Source organism: Micromonospora sp. IBHARD003 (assembly GCF_056106285.1).
In genome coordinates, this window is sequence record NZ_JBWBBX010000001.1 from 2,904,849 (window position 1) to 2,919,387 (window position 14,539).

Annotated in this window: 10 protein-coding genes; 9 read left to right on the forward strand and 1 reads right to left on the reverse strand. The window is 73.0% G+C overall.

What is annotated here, in order from left to right:
• Positions 1-300 precede the first annotated feature (300 nt).
• Positions 301-837 carry an HNH endonuclease gene (locus ACTWOL_RS12980; protein WP_474296819.1) on the reverse strand — a complete coding sequence of 179 codons (537 nt, stop codon included), beginning with the start codon at positions 835-837 and terminating at the stop codon, positions 301-303.
• Positions 838-1,098: 261 nt separating this feature from the next.
• Between ACTWOL_RS12980 and ACTWOL_RS12985 the strand changes: the two genes are divergently transcribed.
• The 9 genes from ACTWOL_RS12985 to ACTWOL_RS13025 all read left to right on the forward strand — a co-directional run bounded on the left by ACTWOL_RS12985 (position 1,099) and on the right by ACTWOL_RS13025 (position 14,518).
• The gene (locus ACTWOL_RS12985; RefSeq protein WP_474296820.1) at positions 1,099-2,154 is read left to right on the forward strand and encodes a mechanosensitive ion channel family protein; all 1,056 of its coding nucleotides are present in this window, start codon (positions 1,099-1,101) and stop codon (positions 2,152-2,154) included.
• Positions 2,155-2,271: 117 nt separating this feature from the next.
• On the forward strand, positions 2,272-3,576 hold the full coding sequence (locus tag ACTWOL_RS12990; protein WP_474296821.1) for a 6-phospho-beta-glucosidase: 1,305 nt from the start codon (positions 2,272-2,274) through the stop codon (positions 3,574-3,576).
• The gene (locus ACTWOL_RS12995; RefSeq protein WP_474296822.1) at positions 3,567-4,538 is read left to right on the forward strand and encodes an N-acetylglucosamine kinase; all 972 of its coding nucleotides are present in this window, start codon (positions 3,567-3,569) and stop codon (positions 4,536-4,538) included. The genes ACTWOL_RS12990 and ACTWOL_RS12995 overlap by 10 nt, the downstream gene beginning before the upstream one ends.
• A 238-nt stretch (positions 4,539-4,776) precedes the next feature.
• A complete protein-coding gene (locus ACTWOL_RS13000; RefSeq protein ID WP_474296823.1) occupies positions 4,777-6,297 on the forward strand; it encodes a hypothetical protein in 1,521 nt (506 codons plus the stop codon).
• A gap of 11 nt (positions 6,298-6,308) precedes the next feature.
• The gene (locus ACTWOL_RS13005) at positions 6,309-7,445 is read left to right on the forward strand and encodes a glutamate ABC transporter substrate-binding protein (protein ID WP_474296824.1); all 1,137 of its coding nucleotides are present in this window, start codon (positions 6,309-6,311) and stop codon (positions 7,443-7,445) included.
• Between the two features lie 97 nt (positions 7,446-7,542).
• Complete coding sequence (locus ACTWOL_RS13010) at positions 7,543-8,883, forward strand: coiled-coil domain-containing protein (protein ID WP_474296825.1); 1,341 nt, start codon at positions 7,543-7,545, stop codon at positions 8,881-8,883.
• Positions 8,884-9,473: 590 nt separating this feature from the next.
• A complete protein-coding gene (locus ACTWOL_RS13015; RefSeq protein WP_474301152.1) occupies positions 9,474-11,762 on the forward strand; it encodes a serine/threonine-protein kinase in 2,289 nt (762 codons plus the stop codon).
• Positions 11,763-11,774: 12 nt separating this feature from the next.
• Positions 11,775-13,076 carry a PP2C family protein-serine/threonine phosphatase gene (locus tag ACTWOL_RS13020; protein WP_474296826.1) on the forward strand — a complete coding sequence of 434 codons (1,302 nt, stop codon included), beginning with the start codon at positions 11,775-11,777 and terminating at the stop codon, positions 13,074-13,076.
• A gap of 83 nt (positions 13,077-13,159) precedes the next feature.
• Positions 13,160-14,518: a vWA domain-containing protein gene (locus tag ACTWOL_RS13025; protein ID WP_474296827.1), complete on the forward strand. Its 1,359-nt coding sequence runs from the start codon at positions 13,160-13,162 to the stop codon at positions 14,516-14,518.
• Positions 14,519-14,539 lie beyond the last annotated feature (21 nt).

Here is a 14,539-nt window from a genome sequence, read left to right on the forward strand (position 1 = left end):
TTCCGCGTCACATTCTGCTTCACGCAAGGGAGTTGAGCAGTCGCCGCGCGCCGACCGCCGAAGGGGACACGAGCGGCCGCCGCATTGGCCCTCTCGCCACGGGGTTGCGGGGGCTCGCCTCCGGGCCCGGGGCTGCCCACCGCGGGGGACGGCGGGCCGGGCGGAACGGGGGCGCCGCAGGGCGGCCGGCGCCCGACGCGGCCGCAGACCGTGGCGTGGCGTGGCGTGCGGGCCACTCCGCCGGATCACGCCGCCCGCACCACGCGAGACCGCCCGGGGCAACACGAAGGCCCGGATCCGTCAGGCTGAGACGCCGTCGATCCGGGCCATCACATCGTCCGCGCCGTACGGCTGCAGGTAGGGCAGCCAGCGCGGGTCCCTATGGCCCGTGCCGATGATGCGCCAGGCTAGTCCGCTCGGCGGAGCGGGCTGGTGCCGCAGCCGCCAGCCCAGCTCACGCAGGTGCCGGTCGGCTTTGACGTGGTTGCAGCGGCGGCAGGCGGCCACCACGTTGTCCCAGACGTGCTGACCGCCGCGACTGCGCGGAATGACGTGGTCGACGCTGGTTGCGATGCCACCGCAGTACATGCAGCGGCCACCGTCGCGTGCGAACAGCGCGCGCCGGGTCAGTGGAACGGGCCCCCGGTAGGGGACCCGCACAAAGCGCTTGAGCCTCACCACGCTGGGCGCGGGGATCACTCGGGTTGCGCTGTGCATGAAGGCGCCGGACTCCTCGAGGCAGATGGCCTTGTTCTCGAGGACGAGGACGAGCGCGCGGCGGAGCGGTACGACGCCGAGGGGCTCGTACGACGCGTTGAGGACCAGGACATGCGGCACGGATGCCTCCTTGTACGCCGGCGACGCGTGGCTCGCGCCGGGACGATCTGTACTCAGTCTCTCCTCCTGCCTGGTCGTAGCGCCACTACGTCCTTGTAACGGGGCGGGACGATTTTCTGTGCCGTCGGCCACATCCCGGCTCCGGGGCGTGCCCGGAACGTCCCTGAGTGACCCTTGTCTCTCCCCCGCAGATAACGCCCGGGTCACGGCACATCCCCCGTTAGTGTGGGGAAACCGCCGCAAGTCCTGGAGGTATCAGCCGTGTCCCTGGCCGCCGATCCGTCATCGCCGCCCGTCACCTTCGACGAGGCCGCGGAGCGGGCCAACAACGCCGCCGGGTGGGTAGAGCAGAACTGGTCCACCTGGCTGGCCGTCGGACTGCGCATCCTGCTGATCGTGGTGATCGCGGTGCTGCTGCGGATAGCCGTCCGCAGGGCGCTCACCAAGCTGATCGAGCGGATGAACCGCAGTGTGCAGGCGGTGGAGGGCACGGCACTGGGCGGCCTGCTCGTGAACGCCGAGCGCCGCCGCCAGCGCTCCGAGGCGATCGGCTCGGTGCTCAGGTCGGTGGCGTCGTTCCTGATCCTCGGCACGGCGGGACTGATGGTCCTCGGCGCGCTGAACATCGATCTGGCTCCGCTGCTCGCCTCGGCGGGTGTCGCGGGTGTGGCCCTGGGCTTCGGTGCCCGGAACCTGGTCACCGACTTCCTGTCCGGCGTGTTCATGATCCTCGAGGACCAGTACGGCGTCGGCGACACCGTCGACGCGGGTGTGGCCTCCGGCGAGGTGATCGAGGTCGGTCTGCGGGTGACCAAGCTGCGCGGGGACAACGGGGAGATCTGGTACGTCCGCAACGGCGAGGTCAAGCGCATCGGCAACCTCAGCCAGGGCTGGGCCACCGCGTCCGTCGATGTGAACGTGCGGCCGAGCGAGGACCTGGACTCCGTTCGCAAGGTCATCGAGGACGCCGCGGCGGGAATGACCAAGGCAGAGCCCTGGAACGAGCGGCTCTGGGGCCCCGTCGAGGTGCTGGGCCTGACCGAGGTGCTGCTGGACCGCATGACGGTCTCGGTCTCCGTGAAGACCATGCCGGGCAAGGCGCTGGGCGTGGAGCGGGAACTGCGCTGGCGGATCAAGCGCGCCTTCGACGAGGCGGGGATCCGGATCGTGGGCGGCGTACCGCCGCAGGCCGACGACGAGCAGCCGGTGAAGGACCCGACCGCGGGTGTGTCGGCCCCGTCCGCGTACTCGTCGGCGACCTCTCCGCAGTCCGTGGCGGCGTCGCCGATCACCCCGTCGGCCCCGCTGACGAAATAGCTCCCGGTTCTTCGGACCACCCCCGCGGCGACGATGCGGTTGCCGCGGGGGTGGTCCGTTTGGAGGGCCGGGAGGACCGGGCACCGTCACCCTCACCGGAGTGAAGGGAGCGGACGCATGAAGCTCGCCGTGGTGGGTGGCGGTTCCACCTACACCCCCGAACTGATCGACGGTTTCGCCCGCCTCAGGGACGTGCTGCCGGTCGGTGAGCTCGTTCTCGTCGACCCGGCGGCCGAGCGGCTGGAACTGGTCGGCGGGCTGGCCCGCCGGATCCTCGCCAGGCAGGGGCATCCCGCGGTCGTCACGACCACCGGTGACCTCGACGGCGGGGTGGCCGGTGCCGACGCCGTGCTGCTCCAGCTCCGCGTCGGCGGACAGGCCGCACGAGGGCAGGACGAGACCTGGCCGCTGGAGTGCGGCTGCGTCGGCCAGGAGACCACGGGCGCGGGCGGGCTGGCCAAGGCCCTGCGTACGGTCCCGGTGGTACTGGACATCGCGGAGCGGGTGCGGCGCGCCGCACCGGACGCCTGGATCATCGACTTCACCAATCCGGTGGGCATCGTGACCCGCGCACTGCTCCGGGCCGGTCACAAAGCGGTCGGGCTGTGCAATGTCGCGATCGGTTTCCAGCGGAAGTTCGCGGGGCTGCTGGGTGTGGCCCCGGGCGAGGTGCATCTGGACCACATCGGCCTCAACCACCTCACCTGGGAGACGGGGGTGCGCCTCGGCGGTCCCGGGGGCGAGGACGTCCTGCCGAAGCTGCTGGCCGAGCACGGTGACGCCCTCGCCGGCGATCTGCGGCTGCCACGCCGGATCCTGGACCGGCTGGGCGTCGTCCCCTCGTACTACCTGCGCTACTTCTACGCGCACGACGCGGTCGTCCAGGAGCTGCGGACCAAGCCGTCACGGGCCGCCGAGGTGGCGGCCATGGAGCAGCGGCTGCTGGAGATGTACGGCGACCCCGCACTCGACGAGAAGCCGGCCCTGCTGGCCGAGCGGGGCGGGGCGTACTACTCGGAGGCGGCCGTCGACCTGGCCGCGGCCCTGCTGGGCGGGACGGGCGGGGGGCCCGCGGGCAGCGCCGCACACCGGAAGGCGGGCAGCCGGTACCAGGTGGTGAACACACGGAACAACGGCACCCTGCCGTTCCTCCCCGACGACATGGTGATCGAGGTACCGGCCGCGGTCGGCCCGGCCGGCGCGACGCCGCTGCCCGTAGGCGAACCCGACCCGCTGTACGCGGGGTTGATCGGCCATGTCGCCGCGTACGAGGAACTCGCACTGGACGCGGCACTGCGCGGCGGCCGGGAGAGGGTCTTCACAGCCCTGCTCGCGCATCCGCTCGTCGGCCAGTACGAGTACGCCGACGCGCTCACGGACCGGCTCATCGCCCACAACCGGGAGTACCTCGCATGGGCGTGAGCGCGGCCGTCCTCGCCATCGACGCGGGCAACAGCAAGACCCACGTGGCGGTGATCGGGGCGGACGGATCGGTACTGGCCACGGCCCGCGGGGGCGGTTTCCAGCCGCAGGCGACCGGTGTCGCCGCGGCGTTCGACGCACTCGGCGCGACGGTGGAGCACGCCCTCGTACAGTCGGGCGCCCCTCACACCGAACACGTCTCGGCCTGTCTCGCGGGCGCCGATCTGCCGGTCGAGGAGGAAGAGCTGGCCGCCACCCTGCGGGCCCGTTCCTGGGGTCGCACGTCGGCGGCGCGCAACGACACCTTCGCCGTCCTGCGCGCCGGCACCGACGAGCCGCGAGGGGTGGCCGTCGTGTGCGGAGCGGGCATCAACTGCGTGGGGCTGCTGCCGGACGGCCGTACGGCGCGCTTCCCGGCGGTCGGCACGATCTCCGGGGACTGGGGCGGAGGCGCCGCTCTCGCGGAGGAGGCACTGTGGTTCGCGGCGCGGGCCGAGGACGGACGCGGCGAACCGACGGAGCTGGCGCGCGTCCTGCCGGAGCACTTCGGACTGCCCACGATGTACGCGTTGATCGAGGCGCTGCACCTGCGACGCATCCCGGCGCTGCGCAAGCACGAACTGACACCGGTCCTCTTCGCGGCGAGCGAGGACGGCGACGCGGTGTCCCGGGCGATCGTCGACCGGCTCGCGGACGAGGTGGTGGCCCTGTCGACGGTCGCGCTGGACCGCCTCGGGCTGCTCGGCGAGGAGGCGCCCGTGGCACTGGGCGGCGGCGTCCTGGCGGCCCGTCATCCGCGGCTGCACGGCCGGATCACCGCACAGCTGGCCGTCCGGGCGCCGAAGGCGACCGTGTCGGTGGTGACCGCGCCCCCGGTGCTGGGCGCGGCACTGCTCGGCCTGGACCACATCGGGGCCCCGGACCGGGCGCGGGCGCGGCTGCGGGCCTACTACTCGGGGTAGAGGGGTGGGGTGGCCCCGGCGTGGAACCGGCCCGTGCCCGCGCGGCGTATTCATGTGCGGGCACGGCGTGTACACCGTGGAGGGCCGGGCAGGGGGAGCATCGGCGGACGGAACTGCATTGACGGGGCGAACGAGATAGCTCAAGATCCAGACAATCCTGGGCGTGGATGTCCGCCCCTGCGGCCATACTCTGGCCGGGGCAGCCGTCTCCCTGCCCGCAGGGCTGGGGAGGCTGTCGATGACCGAGGGGGAGGTCAGAGAAGTGACACACACGCCGAGCGGGGGTCCGCCCGTGCCACGGGGCGGTCCTGCCCCGGTGCAGCCGGGGCACACGGCACCGCTGCCCGGGCCGGGGTCGCTGCCGTCGGGGGACCAGTCCGCGCCGCCGCCCGGACGGGCGGTTCTGCCCGGGGCCGTTGGTGCTCCCGGTCCCGGCGCGGGGGCGCCCGCACCGCACAGCGCCTGGACGGAGACCGTGGCGCGGCTGCGTGCGGCGGCGATGACGGAGCCGGGCCGGCTGCGGATCATCGGTGCCGTTCTGGCCGCTCTGGTCGTGGCGTTCGGCGCCGTGGCCGCGTTCCAGATCGCCGACCGGGCCGCTGCCGCCGACGACGTCGTGGGGCGCAGCCAGCCGCTCAGTGCCGACGCGGCGAGCATCTACCGCTCGCTCGCCGACGCGGACACGGCCGCCGCGAGCGGATTCCTCGCCGGCGCCCAGGAGCCGGCCCAGACCCGGGAGCGCTACGAGAAGGACATCGCGGGCGCATCGCGGCTGCTGGTCAAGGCCGCGGCGAACACGGAGGGTTCCACGGAGTCCGGCGGCTACATCGCCACGCTCAACGAGCACCTGCCCCGCTACACCGGGCTGGTCGAGCGGGCCCGGGCCAACAACCGCCAGGGCCTGCCGCTGGGCGGTGCCTATCTGCGGTACGCGAACCAGCAGATGACGACGGAACTGCTGCCCGCCGCCCGGAAGCTGTACGAGGCGGAGACCGCCCGCCTCCACGAGGACGACGCTGCCGCCCGGCTCTGGCCCTATCTGTCCCTGGCCCTCGGTCTGGTGGCCCTGGGCTCCCTGGCCTGGGCCCAGCGGCGCAACTACCTGCGGACCAACCGGGTCTTCAACCACGGGCTGCTGGCCGCGACCGCCGCTTCGACGGTGGTGCTGCTGTGGCTGGCGGTCGCCCACACGGTCGCCAGGGCGGGGCTCGACGATGCCCGGGCGCACGGGCAGGAGTCCCTCAAGGTGCTCAACGACGCCCGTATCAGCAGCCTCACGGCCCGGGCGAACGAGAACCTGACCCTGGTCGCACGGGGCGCCGTGCTGACGCCGGACGGCAGGAGCGACAAGTACGAGACCGACTACAAGGCGGGCATGGAGCGGCTCCGGTCGTCCCTGGAGCGCGCGGAGGACCTCGCCGACGACGGCGAGGGGCGCACTCCGGTCCTGGGCGCCACCTTCGCCGTGACAGAGTGGACGGACCGTCACAAGTCGGCCGGCGACACCGACAAGGCGGGTGACTACGAGGGCGCCCTGGCCAAGGTGATCGGCGGCAAGGAGTCGACGGGACAGTCCTTCGATCGTGTGGATGCCGAGCTCCAGCGGGCGCTCACACACGAGCAGGCGGAGTTCACCAGGTCGGCGGAGGACGGCCGGGACGCGCTGACCGCCCTGCCGGTCGGCTCGGCGGCACTGGCCGTGCTCGGCGCGGCAGGTGCGATCCTGGGCATCGGCCGCAGGCTTTCGGAATACCGGTGAGAGGGGGAGAGATGGGGGACGAGGTGTCCGGCACCCGGCCCGGCGCGAGGCCGCCTGGGCACGCGGAGGCGGCGCCCGTGGCCGGGAGCGTGCCCGTCACACCGGGCACGCCGGCGGCCACGGCCGAACGGCCGCACCGACCGGTCCGGTTGCCGGGCCGGCTGCGCGGCTGGGGCGGTGCGGCGGGGATGGCGTTCGCCAGCGCCCTGACCGCGTCCCTGACCCTGCTGCCGCTCTCGCACGGCGATCCGCCCGGCTCACCGCCCGGCGCGGCGGGCGCGCAGGCCCCCGCGGGGGTGCCGGCGAAGGCCCCCGAGTGCACCGACCCGGAGGCCTCGCTGCCGAAGTCCGCCGCCGACGGGCCCGCGATCGCCGCGATCAAGCAGCGGGGCAAACTCGTCGTCGGCGTCGACCAGAACAGCTACCGCTGGGGCTACCGCACGGCGGACGGCAAGCTGGAGGGCTTCGACATCGATCTCGCCCGGGCCATCGCCAAGGACGTTCTCGGCGACCCGGAGGACATCATCTTCCGTGCCATCCCCACCAACCAGCGCATCCCCGCGCTGGAGAACGGCACGGTCGACCTCGTGGTGCGGACGATGACCATCAACTGCGCCCGGATCAAGCAGGTGGCGTTCTCCACCGCGTACTTCCAGACGGGCCAGCAGGTGCTCGCCCCCAAGGGCTCCCCGATCACGGGCTACGACGAGTCCCTGTCGGGCCGCAGGGTCTGTTCGGCCGAGGGTTCCACGGCCTACGAGGCCCTCGAGAAGAACTCGTACGGCGCGGTGTTCAAGGACGAGGACGACGGCGGGCCTTCCGACAAGGACCGTCTGACGGTCCCCAACCAGCTGGACTGCCTGGTCCGGCTGCAGCTGGGCGAGGTCGACGCGGTGGTGACGGACGCCGCCCTCGCCGCGGGCCAGGCGGCGCAGGACCCGGCCGTCGAGCTGAAGGGCGGGAAGCCGTTCACCACCGAGTACTACGGCGTGGCGGCCAAACTGGGCAACGACGACCTCGTCCGCCGGGTCAACAAGGTGCTCGACGACTACCGCGGGGGCCCGTGGATGACGGCGTACACGAAGTGGCTCAAGGCGGATCTGCCCGGCATAGCCGGACCGCCCTCGCCGAAGTACCGCAACAATTGAGCCGGCCGGACCGGGCCGGCACCGGCAGGCGGGGATGATGCGCGGCGCGGCGGCGCACGGCAGTGGACATCCGAGCAGACGAGCGGAGAAGTGATCGATGGGCGTCACGGGAACCTCCCCCGAACAGGCGGGGGGACACCCAGGGCCGGTCATGGACCGGGACGAGGTGGACCGTGCGCTGGCGCGGCTCGGGGAAGAGCACGAGGCGATCGAGACCTCGCTCCTCGCCCTGCAGGACCATGCGGGCCGCAGACTGCTGGAGGGCGCCGAGCTGACGGGCGTCACCAAGGTCCGCTGGGCCTCCACCGAGCAGGCGATCACCCTGCTGTGGAGCTACTTCGACGCCTACGCGGCGGCTCTGACGTCCGCCCGTGAGCTGCGGGCCCGGCGCCGCTGGCCGAGCCGGGACGACCTGGTCGCCCTGACCGACCGGCTGCGGGGAGCGAGCGTCACCGTCGCGGGCTCGGCCGCGCACACGTCGTCCTCGCTCACCGGACCGGCCAGGCTCTCCGAACGGTTCACGCTGGAGGACCTGGTGAGCCGGATGAACCAGCTGTACGCGCAGTCGCTGGACATGGTCGTCGCGGCCGACTCGGTCTGGTCCGCACTGCCGGCACGGATCGATCTGCTCGCCGCCGAACTGCAGCGCACCCGCTCGCTCGCCCACTCCGTCGGGGTGCGGCCCGGTGAGCATCCGTCGGGCGACGATCTGGAGTCGATCACCCGTGAACTGTCCGCGCTGCGCACCCAGGTGGTGTCCGACCCCCTCGCGTTCTGGGCACCCGCGGCGGCCAGCTCGGCGCCCGGCGGAGGCAGGCCGGACACCGGCCGCTACGACCGGGCGGCGCGCGCCCTGGAGGACGTCCGCCGTGAGGTCGAGGCGGTGCTCGCCGTGCGCCAGGACTCGGAGGAGCGGCTGATCCGGCTGCGGGACGTGCTCTCGCGCGCGGACCGTACCCTCACGGAGGCGCGGGCGGCCCGCGGCGAGGTGCTGGCGAAGATCGCCGCATCGGAGGTCCCCGCGGTCAGCGGGCCCCCGACGGTCCTGCAGGAACGGCTCGCCACGGCGGCCGAGTACCGCCGGCACGCCCAGTGGCACCGGTTGTCTCCCCTGCTGGACTCCCTGGAGCGGGAGGCCGAGGACGAACTGCTGCGGGCACGTGAGTCGTTGACGGCGGTGACGGCCCCGCTCGCGGTGCGCGCCGAGCTGCGCGGCAGGCTCGACGCCTACCGCGCCAAGGTGACCCGCCTCGGCATGGCGGAGGACCCGCTGCTCATCGAGCGCTACGACGCGGCCCGCCGCATGCTGTGGAGCGCGCCCTGCGATCTGCGCGTCGCCGAGCAGGCGGTGCTGCGCTATCAGCACGCGGCCGCAGAAGTCCTGGTCCCGCGGCAGCCGGGACCGCAAGACGGCACAGGTCACCAGGGGGAATCATGAGTGGGACCGCGTGTACACGCCCCGGTTGTGGGGGCTCGTACGACGACGTCGGCGACGGCCGGCTGTACTGCGACACCTGCGGACTCGCCCCCGCCACCGCGTCTGCCCCGGGGAGCACCGGCGCCGGTCCGGCGACCGGCGGCCCGGCGGCCGCCAATCCCCCGGCCGGTGCTCCGGCTTCCTGTCAGCGCCCCGGCTGTGAGGGCTCGTACGACGACGTCGGCGGCGGGGAGCTGTACTGCGACACCTGCGGTCTGGCACCGGTCGTCTCGGTGAACGGATCGCTGTCCTCCCCGCCCACCGGAATCGCGGGCGGACGCGGCAGGGGCGGCAACAGCGGCTCGGTACCGGGCGGTTCGGCACCGTCGTCGGGAGGGTCCGGAGCCTCGTGGTCGTCCCGGTCCTCACGGTCCTCGCGGTCCTCCCGCTCGTCACGTTCGTCGACGTCCCGGCGGTCGGTGTCCGGCCGGCTGTCGCGCTCGCTGTCGGGGCGCGGCTCGAGCCGCTCGGTCTCGGTCCGCAGCTCGGGGTCGGCCTCGTCCTCCTCCGGCCGGGGCCGGCTCGGCGCGGGTCTGGTCGCCGTACCGGAAGTGCCGCGCCCCGACCCCCGTTCGGCGGTGATGGATAACCCCGAGGTTCCCGAGCGGAAGCGATTCTGCAGCCGCAGCGACTGCGGTGCGCCGGTCGGCCGTGCCCGCGGTGACCGGCTGGGCCGCACGGAGGGTTTCTGCACCAAGTGCGGCCACCCGTACTCGTTCGTGCCCAAGCTGCGGTCCGGTGACATCGTCCACGGCCAGTACGAGGTGATCGGCTGCCTGGCCCACGGCGGTCTCGGCTGGATCTATCTGGCCGTCGACCGTGCCGTGTCCGACCGCTGGGTCGTGCTCAAGGGCCTGCTCGACACCGGGGACCAGGACGCGATGGCCGCGGCCATCTCCGAGCGGCGCTTCCTCGCGGAGATCGAGCACGCGAACATCGTCCGCATCTACAACTTCGTCGAGCACCTCGACCAGCAGACGGGTTCGCTGGACGGGTACATCGTGATGGAGTACGTCGGCGGCAAGTCCCTCAAGGAGATCGCGAACGAGCGCCGCACGGCCGACGGACGGCGCGACCCGCTGCCGGTCGAACAGGCCTGTGCCTACGGGATCGAGGCCCTTGAGGCGCTCGGCCATCTACACAGCCGCAATCTGCTGTACTGCGACTTCAAGGTCGACAACGCCATCCAGACCGAGGACCAGCTCAAGCTGATCGACATGGGCGCGGTCCGCAGGATGGACGACGACGAGTCGGCGATCTACGGCACCGTCGGCTACCAGGCGCCGGAAGTCGCGGAGCTCGGCCCGTCCGTCGCCTCCGACCTCTACACGGTCGCCCGCACACTGGCGGTCCTGACGTTCGACTTCCAGGGCTACACCAATGTGTTCGTGGACTCGCTCCCCGACCCGGACAACATCGACGTGTTCCGGCGGTACGAGTCCTTCTACCGGCTGCTGGTGCGGGCGACCGACCCGGATCCGGCCCGCCGTTTCGCCTCGGCGCAGGAGATGGCGGACCAGCTCACCGGTGTGCTGCGGGAAGTCGTGGCCCTGCAGTCGGGGCGGCCGCGTCCGGCGCTGTCGACACTGTTCGGCCCGGAACTTCGGGTGCCGGACACCGTGTTGTTCGCCGAGCTCGACGGAGAGGTGTCGGCGCTCGGCGCAAGGACGACGGCACGCAAGGGCTTCTTCGGGCGCGGCTCCGCCGCACCCGGCGGACAGGGGGCCCGGCCCGGCCTGCCCGGGCGGCCGGGCACGGCAGCCGCCGGCCACCCGGGACCGGCCCCCGGGCCGGCGCACACCGTGCCCGCGCCCCGCAGCGGGACACCGGCGCCGCCGACCTCCGCCGTGGCGGGTGTGGCGGGGACGCACGCGGCGGCCCCCGAGGGGGCGGACCCGAGTGCGGCCGCGCCCCATCTGGCCGCCCTGGACGTCCCGGCGACCGCGCTGGCCCTGCCGGTGCCCCGGGTCGACCCCCACGACCCCAACGCCGGTTTCCTCGCGGGCCTGATGGCCTCCGCGCCCACCGAGGTGATGTCCGCCCTGCACGGCGCGCCCACGAGCTCCCTGGAGCTGCGGCTGCGCGAACTGAGGGCACGGCTCGAGATGGGCCAGCTCACCTCCGCGCAGACCTCGCTCGCCGATCTGGAGTCCCGCCATCCCGACGACTGGCGGGTCGTCTGGTACCGCGGGGTGGCGGCACTGGTGACCGGTGACCACGAGACGGCCGCGCTGTCCTTCGACGCGATCTACGACGCGTTCCCGGGCGAGGCCGCGCCGAAGCTCGCGCTCGGTGTCTGCGCCGAGGTACTCGGCCAGCTGGACAACGCCGCGGAGTACTACCGGCTGGTGTGGGCGACGGACCCGAGCTTCGTGAGCACGGCGTTCGGCCTGGCCCGGGTCCAACTCGCCGCGGGCGACCGCGCCCGGGCCGTGCGCACCCTGGAGTCGGTGCCCGAGGCGTCGATCCACTACACGGCCGCGCGGGTCGCCGCGGTCCGCGCACGGCTGCGCAGACGGGCCGCGCACGACCCGCTGACCGACGATCTGGCGGCCGCCGCCGACCAGGTCACGGTGCTCGACGGGCTGGGCCTGGACGCGGTACGCCGCGAACGGCTGGCCACCGAGGTACTGGGCACCGCGCTGGACTGGGTACTCTCCGGTAGTCCCGGGGCCCGGACCGGCGCGACGGTCCTCCTCGGCAGTGAACTGGACGAGCGCGGACTGCGCTTCGGCCTTGAGCGCTCTTTCCGGGTACTCGCCCGGCTCGCCCGGCACGGCGAGGAGCGCATCGAACTGGTGGAGCGGGCCAACCGTTTCCGCCCCCGGACGTGGGTGTGAGTGAGGGACCGTATGCACCAGCTCTCGGCGTGCCCCGGCTGCGAGGAGCCCCTGGAAGAGACCGACCGGTTCTGCGGCGCCTGCGGGTACGACCTGTCGGCCGTACCGGAGCCGGTCGCGGACCGTCCCACCCTGTCCATCGGCCCCCCTGCCGGGTGGCCGGAGGCGCAGGGGCAGAACGGGGCCGCCGCCACGGCGCAGCACCCCGGTGACCTGCCGGGGACCGACTCCGGCGGCCGTCCGCTGCCCGCCACGGCGGTGCGGTACGACGGCCCCGACGCCGCCCCGGCCCAGGCCGCGAACACCTTTTCCGCCTCGGGTGACTTCGTGCTCGCCGCCCCCGACCCGCGTGCCGCCGCCGTGCAGGGTCACCCGGCCGCACCGGCGCCGGACGGCAAGGTCTGTGTGGCCTGCCGTGCCGGCCGTGTCGACACCGACGGCTACTGCGAACACTGCGGTCACGCCCAGCCCCGCGAGCGCGACCACATGGAGCAGGAGCTCGGCAACGTGGCGGCCGTGAGCGACCGCGGGCTGCGCCACCACCGCAACGAGGACGCGTTCGCCGTGTCCCAGGCCGCGCTGTCCGACGGCTCCCCGGCCGTCGTCGCGATCGTCTGCGACGGTGTGTCGTCGGCGACCCGCCCCGACGACGCCTCCGCGGCGGCCGCGCGCGCGGCCAGCGACGCGCTCCTCGGGTCCCTGCCCTGCGGTGTGCATCCGCAGCAGGCCATGCACGAGGCGATCGTCGCCGCCGCCGAGGCGGTCAACTCGCTGGCGGTCGAGCCCTCCGGGGCGATGGAGCACGATCCGCACCGCCATCAGAACGCGCCGGCCTGCACGCTGGTGGGCGCCGTCGCCGCGGCCGGGCTCCTCGTCGTGGGCTGGGTCGGTGACAGCAGGGCCTACTGGGTGCCCGACGACCGCGGCACGCCACCGTCCCGGCTGACCGAGGACGACTCCTGGGCGGCCCAGATGGTGGCCACGGGACTGATGAACGAGGCCGAGGCCTACGCCGACGAGCGCGCCCACGCCATCACCGGCTGGCTCGGCGCGGACGCGTACGAACTGGAGCCGCACACCGCCGCCTTCACACCGGATCGCCCGGGCGTCGTCGTGGTCTGCACGGACGGCCTGTGGAACTACGCGGAGGCCGCCGAGGACATGGCGCGGGTGCTGCCGCCGGACGCTGCGGACCGGCCGCTGGCCGCCGCGCAGGTGCTGGTGGGCCATGCCCTGGACGGTGGCGGCCACGACAACGTAACAGTGGCCGTCGTCCCGTTCGCCGCGCCGCGGCGAGGGGCAGGATCGGCCTGAACAAGGCCCTCGCCCCCTTCGCCCCAGGCGCCGCCCTTTGTCCTGTCTGTCTGGTCGTACAGAACCTGAAGGAGCCAGTTCGGATGGCGAACTTCTCGAAGTCGAATGTGCCTCGGTTCTCCGTCGAGGTGTACCAGAACGAGTTCCTCCCGGAGGGCGGTCGCGAGGTGAACGCGATCGTCACGGTCACCTCCACCGGAGGCGGCGCGAACGGCGGGACCGGCTTCACCGGCGCGTCCACCTCGCCGGCGTCCCTGCCGGCCGGCACGTCCGGCGCGGCCGTCGTGCTGATGGTCGACTGCTCGGGGTCGATGGACTACCCGCCGGCCAAGATGCGCAACGCGCGCGAAGCCACCGCCGCGGCGATCGACGCCCTCCGCGACGGCACGTCCTTCGCCGTGATCTCCGGCACCCATGTGGCGAACGAGGTGTACCCCGGCGGCGGCCGTCTCGCCGTGGCCGGTCCCGCGACACGGGCCCAGGCCAAGGAGGCGCTGCGCCGGCTGAGCGCCGGCGGCGGCACCGCGATCGGCACCTGGCTGCAGCTCGCCGACCGGCTGCTGTACTCCGAGGACGTCTCCATACGCCACGGCATCCTGCTTACCGACGGCCGCAACGAACACGAGTCGGAGGCGGATCTGAGCGGGGCCCTGGAGGCCTGTGCCGGCCGCTTCACCTGCGACGCGCGCGGCGTGGGGACGGATTGGGAGGTCAAGGAGGTCACCGGAATCGCCTCGGCCCTGCTCGGCACGGCCGACATCGTCGCGGACCCGTCCGGCCTCGCCGAGGACTTCACCCGCATGATGACGGACGCGATGGGCAAGGAGGTCGCGGATGTGGCGCTGCGGGTGTGGACGCCCGTCGGCGCGGAGATCGCGTTCGTGAAACAGGTCGCACCGGCCGTCGAGGATCTGACCGGCCGGCGTACGCAGGCCGGTCCGCGCGCCGGGGACTACCCCACCGGCTCGTGGGGCGCCGAGTCCCGCGACTACCACGTGTGCGTGCGGGTCCCCCAGACCGCCATCGGCCAGGAGATGCTCGCGGCCCGGGTCTCATTGGTCCTCCCCGACAGCGCGGGAGGCACTCCGCAGACGCTCTCGCAGGGTCTGGTCAGGGCGGTGTGGACGGACGACATGGCGGCGTCGACATCGATCAATCCACAGGTCGCGCACTACACAGGGCAGGCCGAACTGGCACAGGTCATCCAACAGGGCCTGGATGCGCGCAAATCCGGCGATGCGGACGGGGCGACGGCGAAGCTGGGCCGGGCCGTGCAGCTGGCGGCGGCATCGGGGAACGAGGACACCGCGAAACTGCTCGCGAAGGTGGTGGACGTCGTCGATGTGGCGACCGGTACTGTGCGACTGAAAGCAAAGGTGGCCAACGCGGACGAGATGACACTCGAAACGCGCTCCACAAAGACAGTTCGCGTAAAGAAGTAGGCCCGAAAAGCGCCGAAACGA

What these genes read in the sequence shown, in the direction of transcription:
- ACTWOL_RS12990 (WP_474296821.1), top strand. Translation starts at nt 2,272, where the DNA reads ATGAAGCTCGCCGTGGTGGGTGGCGGTTCCACCTACACCCCCGAACTG.
- ACTWOL_RS12995 (WP_474296822.1), top strand. Translation starts at nt 3,567, where the DNA reads ATGGGCGTGAGCGCGGCCGTCCTCGCCATCGACGCGGGCAACAGCAAG.
- ACTWOL_RS13000 (WP_474296823.1), top strand. Translation starts at nt 4,777, where the DNA reads ATGACCGAGGGGGAGGTCAGAGAAGTGACACACACGCCGAGCGGGGGT.
- ACTWOL_RS13005 (WP_474296824.1), top strand. Translation starts at nt 6,309, where the DNA reads ATGGGGGACGAGGTGTCCGGCACCCGGCCCGGCGCGAGGCCGCCTGGG.
- ACTWOL_RS13010 (WP_474296825.1), top strand. Translation starts at nt 7,543, where the DNA reads ATGGGCGTCACGGGAACCTCCCCCGAACAGGCGGGGGGACACCCAGGG.
- ACTWOL_RS13020 (WP_474296826.1), top strand. Translation starts at nt 11,775, where the DNA reads ATGCACCAGCTCTCGGCGTGCCCCGGCTGCGAGGAGCCCCTGGAAGAG.
- ACTWOL_RS13025 (WP_474296827.1), top strand. Translation starts at nt 13,160, where the DNA reads ATGGCGAACTTCTCGAAGTCGAATGTGCCTCGGTTCTCCGTCGAGGTG.